This window comes from Pandoraea communis (assembly GCF_902459745.1).
Classification (GTDB): Bacteria; Pseudomonadota; Gammaproteobacteria; order Burkholderiales; family Burkholderiaceae; genus Pandoraea; species Pandoraea communis.
In genome coordinates, this window is record NZ_CABPSJ010000002.1 from 128126 (window position 1) to 140948 (window position 12823).

Genomic DNA, 12823 nt, shown 5'->3' on the forward strand with positions numbered 1-12823 from the left:
GCCGAAGAGGCTCACACCGCTTCGGCACGCGGCGGCCTGAGCGGCAACACCTGGATGCGATCGCCCTGCTTGACGCCAAGCGCTTGCGCTGCGAGCGGGCTGAGGGTGAACGCGCGCCGCTCGGGACGCCCCGTGACCAGCGTGGCGCGGAACCCGTCCAGGGCGAGGCGGGCAACGAGATACGGCTCTGCGTTCAGTACCGCCGGCGCAGGACTGCTTTCTTCGCCGTCGTTCGGCGCGATGTTCACGCTGAGATACCGGCTGTCGCGTGCAGCGCGCAAGTCGGCGACACGCGCTTCGAGCACGGGGCCGCTATCGAAAATATCGACGTGGGCGCCGGAACGCATGCCCTCCTGTTCCAGCAAACGGCGCGCCGGGAGCGTATCGCGATGTGTCACGCCGATGGCGGCTTGCGCCTGCGCAGAAAGAAAATCGACGTAGATCGGATACTTCGGCATCAGTTCGGCGACGAACGACTTCTTGCCGATGGACGTGAGGTAGTCCGCCTGATCGAAATCGATCTTGAAGAAACGATGGCCCAGCGACTGCCAGAACGGGCTCTGCCCTTCGTCGTCGAAATAGCCGCGCAACTCGGCGCATACGTGCGGGCCGAAGCGCTCGGGGAACTGCGCCATGAAAAGGAAACGCGCTTTCGACAGCAGCGCGCCGTTGCCAGACCCGCGCCAGGACGGATCGAGCAACAGCGAGCACAGTTCGCTGTAGCCGGTGAGGTCGTTCGAGAGCGATAGCGTCAACATCCGCGACCAGACATTCAGTTCGCGGCTCGCATGCACGATCGTATCCTTGCGATACGTATAAAACGGTTGCTCCAGCCCGACTGCGGCTTCCAGCCCGCACACCCCCGCAATCTCGCCGGTCTGCGCATCTTCCATCACGAACAGATAGCCTTGCTCGCCCGTGGGCGCATGCCCTTGCACCGTCGCGGCAACGCGGGCCAGACGCGCTTCGAGCGCCGCCTGATCGGGTTTGAACGACGTCATGCCCGGCCCGGCCAGTGCGGCCAGCTTCAGCAAGGCGGGGAGATCGCCGGGCTGCGCCAGACGAACCACGCGCAACGACGTCGCCGTGCCGTCGTCCGGCAAGTCCGTCGGGGCCGGAGCGTGGGGGGCAGTCGCCATTTTCGATTGACGGGTCATGGGCACATCCGGCGAAGTAGGTAAAACAAGGGCCGGAGCGACGTCATCCGCCGGTCCGGCCCGAGGTTCTGCGCGCTATGGCTCAGTTTCGAGGTGAGTCAGGTGCCGTCAGGCCGCCTTCGCCGTCGCAGCGACCGTTGCCACCGCCTTTTCCAGCGACGCGAGGCCGGCGTCGATGTCGGCGAACGGGATGTTCAGCGACGGGGCGAAACGCACCACGTCCCCCCCGGCCACCAGCAGCATCAGACCGTTCTTCTCGGCTTCCACCACGATGTCCTTCGCGCGGCCCGCGTAGGTCTGCTTGAGCACCGCACCGATCAGCAGCCCCATGCCACGCACTTGTTCGAACACGCCATGACGCGCGTTGATGGCCTCGATGCCCTTGATGAAATAGTCGTGACGCGCCTTCACGCCGTTCAGCGTCTCGGCCGTGTTGATCAGTTCGAGCACGCGCCCGGCGATGGCCGTGGCAAGCGGGTTGCCGCCGTACGTGCAGCCATGCGTGCCCGGCGAGAAGCTCGCTGCGATCTTGCTCGTGGTGAGCATGCCGCCAATCGGATAGCCGTTGCCCAGCGCCTTGGCGGTGGTCAGAATGTCCGGCGTCACGCCATATTGTTCGTATGCGTACAGAGTGCCGGTACGGCCAACGCCCGTTTGCACCTCGTCGAAAATCAGCAGCGCGCCGTGCTCGTCGCACAGGGCACGCAGTCCCCTCAGGAATGCGGGATCGGCCGGCAGCACACCGCCCTCACCTTGCACCGGCTCGACGATGACGGCGGCCGTCGCGTCGGAAATCGTCGCCTCCACGGTCTCCAGATCGTTGTACGGCAAATGCATGATGCCGGCGGGAACCGGGCCGAAACCTTCGGTGTACTTTGCCTGACCGCCCACGCTGACCGTAAAGAGCGAACGGCCGTGGAACGAGTTGTAGAACGAGATGATCTCGCTCTTTTCCTTGCCGCCGCGCTCGGTGGCGTGATCGTAGGCATAGCGTCGCGCCAGCTTGAGCGCAGCTTCGTTGGCTTCGAGGCCCGAATTGCAGAAGAACGCCTTATCGGCAAACGTCGCTTCGGTGAGCGCCTTGGCCAGACGCAGCACGGGTTCGTTGGTATAACCGTTGCCGATGTGCCAGACCTTGCGTGCCTGCGCTTCGATGACCTTCACCAGTTCCGGATTGGCATGGCCGAGCGCGTTGACCGCGATCCCGCCGGTGAAATCGACATACTCACGACCCTGCTGGTCCCACATGCGCGAGCCTTCGCCGCGCACGGGCACCATCTGGGCAGGAGCGTAATTGGGCACCATCACGTCGTCGAACGTCTGGCGGGTCACAGCGATTGGCTGGCTCATGACTACCTCGTGAAATCTTCGATTGCGGGGCAGGCCCGGACAAAGGTCACTGCCCTGTGAAAAAACCTGGCTGGGGGCTCAGGGTGCCTGCGGCGCGCCGCCTGCGAACAGGTTTCACAACAGCACTCGGCGCGCGTACCCCCGCATTGTAATCAGATGCGACGCGCGGATATACCTCTGCGCGCGTCGCAATCGTGAGAATTACAGGACTTTGCGCAAGAATTCGCGCGTACGCTCGTGCTTCGGGGCCGAGAAGATCTGTTCCGGCTTGCCTTCTTCCATGATCACGCCCTGATCGATGAAGAGAACACGGTCGGAGACTTCGCGCGCGAAACCCATCTCATGGGTCACCACCACCATCGTCATGCCTTCATCGGCAAGCGACTTCATGACTTCGAGCACTTCCCCCACGAGTTCCGGGTCGAGTGCCGACGTCGGCTCGTCGAAGAGCATGACCTTGGGCTGCATGGCGAGCGCACGCGCAATGGCCACACGCTGTTGCTGACCGCCGGAGAGCTGGTTCGGGAACGCGTCGATCTTGTCGATCAGGCCCACCTTGCGCAGCAGTTGCTCGGCAATGGTCACGGCCTCGGCGCGCTTGATGCCGTTCACCTGCATCGGCGCGAGAATCAGATTCTCGAGCACCGACATATGGGGGAACAGATTGAAGCGCTGAAACACCATGCCTACACTGGCGCGCATGGCATTCATGTTCGTCTTCGGATCTTCCACATGAAAGCCGTTGACGAGCACTTCGCCGCCGCTCACGTCTTCCAGACCGTTCAGGCAGCGCAGGAACGTGCTCTTGCCCGAACCCGACGGCCCGATCACACAAACGACTTCGCTTTCTTGGATGCGGCATGAAATGCCGCGCAGCACGTGCGCATCGCCGTACTGCTTCTGCAGGTTATTGACGACGATCACCTTTGCCGTACCTCACTTCCAGATGTTGAACAAATGCCGACAGCACCAGCGTGATCACCCAGTAGATGAGCGAAATCGTCAGATACGGCTCCCAGTAGCGGGCGTACGCACCGGACACGGTGCGTGCCGCGTAGGCCAGCTCTGCCAGACCGATGGCCGATGCCAGCGACGAGTCCTTCACGATCGCGATGGCGTTGTTGCCCAGCGGCGGCAGCATGCGGCGGAAGGCTTGCGGCAGCACGACGCGGCGCAGCGTCTGCATGTAGGTCATGCCCAGCGAGCGGGCAGCTTCGGCCTGCCCGCGATCGATCGACTGAATGCCCGCGCGGAAAATTTCGGAAACGTATGCCCCGGCATTCAGCGAAATGGCCAACACCGCCGACATGAACGCGCCATATTGCGAACGGATTTCACGCGCCAGGTCGCCACTCACGAGCACACCGCCCGACGGATTGATCAGCAGCGGCATAAGTGCGAAGTGGATCAGCAGGATCTGCACGAACAGCGGCGTGCCCCGGAAGAAGCTGACGTAGAAGCGAACCGGATATTGCACCGCGTAGCGCAGGAAATACTTGTAGAAGCCGTGACGCGCTTCGGCCAGACGGCCAACGCCAAGCACGAGCCCAAGTAACGTGCCGGCGATCACACAGATCACCGTGCACTTGAGCGTCATCAGCGTGCCCTCGACGAACAGGGGCATGTATTCGCTGATGATGTTCCACTGGAACCCACCCATGAAGCACCTTTCTCACAAAATGAAACGAGCCGGCTGCCCGGCAGAAAAACGCTCGCGGCCCGGGGGTTGACGTCGGGAGTCGACGATCAGCTCACGGGCCGCGAGTGGCCAGATGTCTGGCGCGCGTGGCGCGAATCTTACACGCGCTGCTTATTGTTGTGGCAGCGTCGGCACGTCGGCGTCGAACCACTGCTTGTAGATCTTGGCGTAGGTGCCATCAGCCACGATCTTCTTCAGACCGGTGTTGATCTTGTCGAGCGCCACCTTGTTGCCCTTCTTCACGGCAATGCCGAAGTACTGGCGCTTGAACTTGCTGTCGTAGACCAGCTTGAACGGCTTTTCCGGGTGGCTCTTGATGTAGAACTTGATCACGCCGACGTCGCCCACTGCGGCGTCCACGCCGCCGCGATACAGCTCTTCGAGCATCAGCGGGGTGTTGTCGAAGCGGCGGATTGCCGTGCTGGCCTTGCCCAGCTCCTCCGAGACGGAGATATCGCCCGTGCTTGAGTTGACCACGCCCACTTGCAGCTTCTTCAGATCGGCCAGACCGGCGACCTTGGCGTTCGGCGAGGTGATGATGACCTGATCCGCAGGGAAGTACGGGACCGAGAAGTCAACCATTTCACGACGCTTGTCGGTAATGGTGATGCCGGAAACGATGATGTCGCGATCGCCCTGATCCAGCGTGGCGAAGATGCCTTCCCACGGCGTGCTGACCAGCTTCACGTTGAATCCGCCTGCCTTGCCGATCGCCTTGATGATGTCGATGTCGAAGCCGACCAGTTCCTTTTGCGGCGTTTCGAACTCGAACGGGCGATACGTGCCGCCGGCACCCACGGTGTACGTGGGATCGGCGGCCTGCGCTGCCGGCACCGCGGCGAATGTCGTCAGAAAACAGGCGGCAGCCAGCACGAGGCGCTTCGTCAACATGTTGATTTCCTTAGCGAGAATTCTTGAAAGAGCGCAATGATACTCCTCGACGCTCTCGAAGCGAAAAAAACCCGCCGAAGCGGGTGGTGTCGTTGCGATCTCGCGACGCGTCGCGCAATTCTCATGCGGCGAGAATGAAACCAGTCCGGAGCAACGCCGTATTTCTACCGTTGTCCGGCCCCGTTGACGGGGGTGTCAGAACGCCCCTGCCGCGATGGGTCCGGCGGCTTGTCCGGGACCGAAAACCACGTCGCGATAGGTTTTGCCTGCAGGAATCATCGGGTAGACGTCGTCTTCGCGAGCGACGAGGACATCCAGCAGGTAGGGCTCGCTCGGGTCTTCCAGCATACGCACGAGCGCGGCGCGCAATTCCTCCGCGCGGGTGACGCGCGCCCCCGCCACGCCGTAACCGGCGGCGATGGTGACGAAGTCCGGATACGGCCGTCCGTCGTTAGCCCCCTCAGGCGCGTTCGGGTCAACCAGCGACGACGCCACACGATTGCGCGCGTAGATCATGTCCTGCCATTGCCGGACCATGCCCAGCCACTGGTTATTGATGACCAGCACCTTGACGCCCAACCCGTACCGGCGGCATGTCGACAACTCGTTCACCGACATATTGAGGCTGCCGTCACCGTCAATGTCGACCACCGGCACGTCAGGCAACGCCACCTTCGCACCGATGGCTGCCGGCAGACCGAAGCCCATCGTGCCAAAGCCCGCGCTCGACAGGAAGGTGCGCGGCTGACGAAGCCGCAGGTGTTGCATTGCCCACATCTGATGCTGCCCAACCCCTGTGGTCACGACTGCCTCCGGCGGCAGCAGCGCCGCCAGCGCCGTGATGACGTCGACGCCGGTCAGGACAATCGCCTCGCCGGCCGCGGCCGGCTGGGCCGTGCGTAACGGATGCGCCTCGCGGCGCTCGTGCAGGTAGGCGTGCCAGTCCGGCACGCCGAGACGCTTCGCATGGGCCAGCAGGCCGGTAAATGCGTCGCGCAGATCCGCATGCACGCCAAGCGTGACGGGCTTGTTCTTGCCGATTTCGGCGGCGTCGACATCGACATGGACGATCTTTGCGTGGCGGGCGAACGACGATGGATCGCCGATCACGCGATCGTCAAAGCGCACACCGAGCGCCAGCACGAGATCTGCTTCGTTCACCGCAACGTTGGCCGCGTAGGCCCCATGCATGCCCAGCGGACCGAGCAGCAGCGGGTGGTCGTCCGGCATGGCGCCGAGGCCCATCATGGTGAGGGCCACCGGGCAATCGAGCGCTTCGGCCAACGCGACAAGCCGCGCCCCGGTGCCCGAGGCGATCACACCGCCTCCGGCATAGATCACCGGGCGCTCGCTTTTCGCCAGCAAGGCGGCGATCCGTTGAGCGGTCTCTTCGCTCATTCCGGCCGGCACCGGCGCCGTGAAACGCTTATCGGTCGGCTGGTCGGGCCGCGCCTGTTGAATGTCTTTCGGGAAATCGAGCAGAACGGGGCCGGGACGGCCTGCCAGCGCGCACGCCGCCGCTTCACGTAGCGCGGCGGGGATGTCGCGCGGCTCGCGCACCTGCCGGGCGAGCTTGGTCACGGGCTTGGTGATGGCGACAATGTCCACTTCCTGAAACGCATTCTTGCCGAGCCAGTGCGTGGCGACATTCCCGGTGATGGCGAGGACCGGCACGGAATCGCTTGCGGCATCGGCAATCCCGGTCACCAGATTCGTGGCGCCGGGCCCCGAGGTCGCCAGACAAACACCCAGCTTGCCGGTGGCGCGCGCATAGCCTTGCGCACCGAAGACCGAGCCCTGTTCGTGCTCGGTGCGTACCAGGGCGATCGCCACGCGCGAAAGCGCGTCGAGCATCTCGAGGTTGGCTCCGCCCGGATAGCAGAACACCGTGTCGACGCCAATCTCGACCAGCGTGCGCGCAATGAGGTCTGCGCCTTTGGCAGACAACGGGGCAACGGGCTGGGCGACAGCACCGGTCGCAGTTTCGGCAGCGGGCAACGTCAGATCGAGTTTCATGGGTACGTGATTTCCTGCGGATTCCGTCGAACGAGGGCGGATTGTTGCGGCAAATGTGCCTAATAAGCCTCAAGCATACGGCGATCAGCCGGTAAATGCTTCGCGTATCGTTGACAAAATCCCGTTGTTTTCACATGATTCATTCATATAAAAAACGATTTAGGAATCAATCATGCAACTTGACGAATTCGACGAGAAAATTCTCGCAATCCTTCAGGTGGACGCATCGCTCTCGGCCGCCCAAATCGGTGAGCGCATCGGCCTGTCTCAATCCCAGTGTTGGCGCCGCATCGATCGGCTTGATGCCGAGGGTGTCATCGAGCGGCGTGTCGCGCTGGTCGACCGCAAGAAGGTCGGGCTGAACGTGATGCTCTTCGCGCATGTGAAGCTCGCGGGCCACAACCGCAATGCGCTGCCGGAGTTCTCGAAGGCGATCCAGGAATTCCCCGAAGTTCTCGAATGCCATGTGCTGATGGGCAACGTCGACTTTCTGCTGCGTATCGTCACGCGCGATGTCGAGGCTTACGAGCGATTTTTCTTCGAGCGGCTTTCACAATTACCGATGGTCCAGGAGGTCAACTCGATGATCGCGCTCTCACAGATCAAGTCGACGACCGTCCTGCCGATCGGTGACACCCCTGCGCATATTGGCGGGATTGCCGGCGCTTCCTCCGGCACTCCATAACGTCAGACTGACAACGGCATGTCACGAAGCAGTCAGTAGACTGACGGCCGCTCGACGGACAGGGACGCCGCGCTACCGGCATTGTCGGAAACGACGATGCACGTTGGACAGCGCCCTCGCAAGCCTCTATCCTTAAACATCCACTTCGGGAGCCATGCATGAAACGTTGGTTCGGATTCACTGCCGCAGCCGCCATTATCGGTGTGACGGCCTGGTGCTTCATCCCCGCGCATGCCGCTCTGAAAAACGGCACTCAAGCGCCGGATTTCTCCGCTCAGGCGTCGCTCGGCGGCAAGGTATTCACCTTCTCGCTGGCCGACACGCTCAAGACCGGCCCCGTCGTGCTGTACTTCTATCCTGCGGCGTTCACCCAAGGTTGCACGATCGAAGCCCACGACTTTGCCGAGGCGACCGACAAGTTCAAGGCGATGGGCGCGACGGTCATCGGCGTCTCGCACGACAACATCGACACACTCAACAAGTTCTCCGTGTCCGAGTGCCGCAGCAAATTTGCCGTGGCGGCCGATACCGACCAGCACATCATGCGCGCCTATGACGCAGTGCTTTCGCTCAAACCCGATTACGCCAATCGCGTCTCGTATGTCATTGCCCCCGACGGCAAAGTGATCTACAGCTACGTGAGCCTCGATCCGGACAAGCACGTCGCCAACACGATGGAAGCCGTCCGCAAGTGGCGTGCCGCGCACCCTGCATGATCGCAGTCGAATCACAGGATGACGCAGCATGAAAGCCCTGACACGAGCACAAACCCGAAGTGAAGAACTCGCCAATAGCGCCAGTCACGGCGTTGCGTGCCTGGCGGCTCTCGCAGCGATTCCTTTCCTCTTCACGGCAGTCCGCCCCCCCATGTCAAGCACGGTGCAGCAGATCGGCATTGGCGTGTTCGCAGTCACGATGGTGGTCGTCTATCTGGCCTCCGCGCTGTATCACGGGCTGCCCGACGGTCGCGCGAAGCAGTTGTTCATGCGGGTCGATCATTGCGCCATCTTTCTTTTCATTGCCGGGACGTACACCCCCTTCACGATCAAAATCCTCCACGACCCGTGGGGCTGGCCACTGCTGACCGGCGTATGGGTAATGGCCATTGCCGGACTGATCGCAAAGACGCTCGGCCTGCTCGACCGGCCGCTCGTCTCCACCCTGATCTACATCAGTCTTGGCTGGATGGCCGTGCTGGTCGCCGGCCCGGTGCTCGCCGCCATTCCTGGCCCCGGTGCGGGATGGCTCTACGCAGGCGGTGTTGCCTACACCGTCGGCGCCATCTTCTATTCACTCGACGGCCACATCAAGTTCGGGCACCTCGTCTGGCATCTGTTCGCCGTTGGCGGCACTGCCTGCCACTATCTCGCCGTCTGCCGCTATCTGTGATCGCCGGGCGCGATCCGGCAATCCGCCAGCTTCTCGGATAGCCGGTCGCATCGCGCCGTCAACGCCGGATCCCCGAACATCCGGCACGCCCCGCGCATGCGATGCAGCAACGCTTGTGCCGCATCGAGATCGGCGGGGCGATGCGTGGCGATCAACCGGCGAAAGCGCGCAAGATCCTTGGCCATTTCCTCGCGCATCATGCGTCGCGCGTAGGGGTCGTCCACCAACGACGGCCGTGTCGCTTTCGGGGGCTCAGCCGTACCGCCCGGCGCAGTCGCCTCCACGCCCTCCACACCCTCCTTCCCGCCAATACCGGGGCATGGCCACCGCGCCGCCAGCGTCCGAGAGAGCCGCTGCCGCGACACCGGCTTCGTCAGAACATCGTCGATGCCGGCCTCTCGGGCGGCACGTGCCCCAACCACCGACCCGGTCACCGCAAATACTACGGGGGCCCGGCGGCGAAGCACCGGGGCCAGTGCCCGGAGCGTTTTCGCCAGTGTCAGACCGCACGCGCCGCCGAGTTGCACGTCGGTGAGCACCACGTCGATATCATGTGAAATCCATTGCAGCAGCGCCTCGGTGATATCTTCCGCGCGCTCGACGACGCACCCGAGCGACATCAATTGATCCGCGAGGATGGCGCGATTCATGACGTGATCGTCGACCACCAGCGCGCGCAGTCCAGCGCGCACGTCCACATGGGCGACAGGCACGTCTCGAATCGATGGCGGCGCAGATGGCGATGGCGCGACAGCATCGTCCGCGTCAACTACGGGCATCGAGCACGGCTTCGCCAATGGCACGGTCAGCCGAAACCGCGCCCCCGATGTCGACGGTTCAACGCACAACGAGCCCCCCATGCGCTGCGCCCATTGTTGTGCGATCCACAGCCCCAACCCCGTCCCCGGCACCGAGCGATCCGCGCGCGCAAACGCCGCGAAAACCGCATTTTCCTTGCCAGCAGGAATACCGGGCCCCGAGTCGTTGACGACAATCGTCAATTGCCCCGAACGCTCGCCTCCGCGCTGCCCGATCTCGGCAGAATCGCGCCGAATTGCCGCATGCGCCGGCGCGGCATCCCACGAGACGCTGACCGCAACCCCACCGCAAACGGTGTATTTCAGCGCATTGTCGAGCAGCGTTCGCAACATCTGGCGCAGACGAGCGGCATCGCCCCACATCATGACGGGCACGTCGTCGGCGATGTGGCACCCCAGCACGAGCCCTTTGGCATGCGCGGCGCCCGCAAACGCATCGACCTCCTCGTCGAGGCTCGCGCGCACTTCGAAAACGCGCTCATGCAGCGGCAGATGCGTGGCCTCGCCCTGCCCCAGCTGCAACACATCGTCCACGGCGCCCGCCACCACGCCGAGCATGCTGCGCATGGCGCCAAGCCGTTCGCTGGGGGCGATCGCCCCGGCTTTGGCCTCCATGCCGCCATCGACACCGCTGCAAAGCGCGTCCAGATGCCCCTGCAACACTTGTAGCGGGGCCCGCAACTCATGCACCAGCGCCATTCGAAAAATGCTGACGTCCTGTCGGTCGTCTCTTACATAGCCGTGCACCCCATCGGATTCATACCGTCCGGGATCGGCGCTACTGCATCGGGAATCGAATTTATTGAAATTCATCGCGTCGTTGACGCCTCGTCACGAATCACGCGCTTCGGCGTACTGAAGAACTGCAGGAGTCGTTAAGTCTGGCCTTTTGCAAGGCGCTTGCGACTGCGCAAATTCCGATCTTCTTTTGCGGACGCCACACATTCGGAATCGCCCGAGCCGAATAACTCAAGTTCCGACTCTCATCTGCCGATAATGCCTATGACCCGTCTTGCACTTTCCGACTGGCGGGGAGGCCGCACGCTCTCACATCGCGCCCAGGGCATTCAATCCATCAATCCATATGTATAAGAACATTACGATTCGGACCAGCCTGACACTGGTCCTAGGTTTGCTTGGTGCACTACTCGTCCTCGTCAGCGTTCTGGGCCTTCAGGCACTCAGTTCCAGCAACGAATCCCTGAGCAAGATGGCCACGGAAGATACCCCCGCCCTGGCCGAACTCAAGGGCACTGGCGAGCAAATTCTGCGGACCCGTCTGTCGATGGCGACCTACGCTTCGTATGTCAGCCTCGGAGCAAATCAGGAAGAGTCGGAAAAAGTGCTTAACCGGGGCACTCAGTACATCGCCGCTTCGCACGCGCTCTGGAACGATTATCTGAAACGTCCCAAAGAAGATGCGCACGAAGCGGAGTTGGCCAAGACGGCCGACGACAAGCGCCGAACCTTTTTCGATAAAGTCGTGACACCGGCGCTCAACGCGCTAAAGCAAGGTGACGTGGCCGGGTTCCACCAGATTCAGGCGCGCATTGCGCCGTCGGCGTACGCCGCCCTGGATTCGGCCCTGCGTGAGCTGCAAGACATTCAGGTCGCCCGCCAGAAGGCCCGATTCGACGCGGCTCAGCAGCGCTACAACGTCATGCGCATTGCGATGGGGGCCACGCTGGTCATTGCCCTGCTCCTCGCACTGTGGGGCCGGGCGATGCTCGCGCGCGCCGTGCTGCGGCCGATCCGCGAAGTCATCTCCCATTTCGAGCGCATCGCCGCAGGCGATCTGAGTCAGCGAGTCGAACAGCACACGCGTAACGAGATGGGCCAACTCTTCGGCGCCCTCGGCCGGATGCGCGATGGGCTCGCGAGCACGGTCGGCACCGTGCGCGAAAGCACGGAAGCCATTCACACCAGCGCACGCGAGATTGCCGACGGTAACGCCAACCTCTCGCAACGTACCGAATCGCAGGCGTCGTCGCTGGAGCAAACGGCGGCGAGCATGGAAGAACTGACGGCCGTCGTCAAACAAAACGCCGAAAATGCCCGTGCCGCCAGCCAGTTGGCCGTCACGGCGTCGGATACTGCCGCACGCGGTGGTGACGTCGTACAGGAAGTCGTGACAACGATGCGCGATATCGCACAAGCCTCGCAGAAGGTCACCGATATCCTGACGGTCATCGACGGCATCGCTTTCCAGACGAACATTCTGGCGCTCAATGCCGCCGTCGAAGCCGCACGCGCTGGCGAACAGGGCCGCGGCTTCGCCGTGGTCGCGGGCGAAGTGCGCACGTTGGCACAGCGCAGCGCATCGGCCGCCAAGGAAATCAAGGGCTTGATCGAGGCTTCGGGCAACCGCGTCGAGACCGGCACCCGTCTGGTCGAGCGCGCTGGCGCCACAATGGTGGAAGTCGTGCAGTCGGTCAAACGCGTCACCGACATCATGGGAGAGATCTCGGCTGCCAGCGTGGAGCAGTCGAGCGGCATCGAGCAGGTCAACCGGGCCGTGACGCAAATGGATGAGATGACGCAGCAGAATGCCGCGCTCGTGGAAGAAGCGTCTGCCGCAGCGGCAGCACTCGAGACACAGGCGGCCCGCCTGCGCGAGTCGGTGGCCCTGTTCCGTCTGTCGGCTCACGAAGCCGCTCATTCCCACGCAGGCAGTACCGCAAACGCGACGCTCAACCCAGCACCGGGCACGTTGGCACTGGCCGCCTGATCGCGAAGCCGCCATCGCCGGCCGACCGGGGGGCGGGACTTCGCGGTTGCGGCCTCAGGCATCCTCCGACGCCGCCCCGTCGACACGACG

General features: G+C 63.1%; 11 protein-coding genes. 4 read left to right on the forward strand and 7 right to left on the reverse strand.

Annotated features, from left to right (window positions below; all coding sequences use genetic code 11):
- Positions 1-11: 11 nt before the first annotated feature.
- The 6 genes from astA to ilvB form a co-directional block, all read right to left on the reverse strand.
- Positions 12-1076: an arginine N-succinyltransferase gene (gene astA / locus PCO31110_RS06935; RefSeq protein ID WP_174979479.1), complete on the reverse strand. Its 1065-nt coding sequence runs from the start codon at positions 1074-1076 to the stop codon at positions 12-14.
- A gap of 189 nt (positions 1077-1265) precedes the next feature.
- The gene (locus PCO31110_RS06940; protein ID WP_150689994.1) at positions 1266-2507 is read right to left on the reverse strand and encodes an aspartate aminotransferase family protein; all 1242 of its coding nucleotides are present in this window, start codon (positions 2505-2507) and stop codon (positions 1266-1268) included.
- 201 nt (positions 2508-2708) lie between these two features.
- Positions 2709-3431, reverse strand: coding sequence for an amino acid ABC transporter ATP-binding protein (locus PCO31110_RS06945; RefSeq protein WP_010808028.1), 723 nt, complete (start codon positions 3429-3431; stop codon positions 2709-2711).
- The gene (locus tag PCO31110_RS06950; protein WP_010808029.1) at positions 3415-4167 is read right to left on the reverse strand and encodes an amino acid ABC transporter permease; all 753 of its coding nucleotides are present in this window, start codon (positions 4165-4167) and stop codon (positions 3415-3417) included. The genes PCO31110_RS06945 and PCO31110_RS06950 overlap by 17 nt, the downstream gene beginning before the upstream one ends.
- A gap of 150 nt (positions 4168-4317) precedes the next feature.
- Positions 4318-5097, reverse strand: coding sequence for a basic amino acid ABC transporter substrate-binding protein (locus tag PCO31110_RS06955; RefSeq protein WP_217427268.1), 780 nt, complete (start codon positions 5095-5097; stop codon positions 4318-4320).
- A 195-nt stretch (positions 5098-5292) separates the two neighbouring features.
- Positions 5293-7113, reverse strand: coding sequence for a biosynthetic-type acetolactate synthase large subunit (ilvB, locus tag PCO31110_RS06960; protein WP_150689995.1), 1821 nt, complete (start codon positions 7111-7113; stop codon positions 5293-5295).
- 172 nt (positions 7114-7285) lie between these two features.
- On the opposite strand from ilvB, the gene PCO31110_RS06965 reads away from it, so the two are divergent.
- The 3 genes from PCO31110_RS06965 (at position 7286) to trhA (ending at position 9187) form a co-directional block, all read left to right on the forward strand.
- Complete coding sequence (locus PCO31110_RS06965; RefSeq protein WP_010808032.1) at positions 7286-7798, forward strand: Lrp/AsnC family transcriptional regulator; 513 nt, start codon at positions 7286-7288, stop codon at positions 7796-7798.
- Positions 7799-7956: 158 nt separating this feature from the next.
- Complete coding sequence (locus PCO31110_RS06970) at positions 7957-8514, forward strand: peroxiredoxin (protein WP_150689996.1); 558 nt, start codon at positions 7957-7959, stop codon at positions 8512-8514.
- Between the two features lie 28 nt (positions 8515-8542).
- Positions 8543-9187 (forward strand): PAQR family membrane homeostasis protein TrhA, encoded by a 645-nt coding sequence (gene trhA, locus PCO31110_RS06975; protein ID WP_036662451.1) that lies wholly within the window; start codon positions 8543-8545, stop codon positions 9185-9187.
- Here trhA and PCO31110_RS06980 read toward each other — a convergent pair.
- Positions 9178-10704, reverse strand: a complete 1527-nt coding sequence (locus PCO31110_RS06980) for an ATP-binding protein (protein ID WP_150689997.1) — start codon at positions 10702-10704, stop codon at positions 9178-9180. The genes trhA and PCO31110_RS06980 overlap by 10 nt on opposite strands.
- A gap of 385 nt (positions 10705-11089) precedes the next feature.
- Here PCO31110_RS06980 and PCO31110_RS06985 point away from each other — a divergent pair, with 385 nt between their 5' ends.
- On the forward strand, positions 11090-12733 hold the full coding sequence (locus PCO31110_RS06985) for a methyl-accepting chemotaxis protein (RefSeq protein WP_150689998.1): 1644 nt from the start codon (positions 11090-11092) through the stop codon (positions 12731-12733).
- Positions 12734-12823 lie beyond the last annotated feature (90 nt).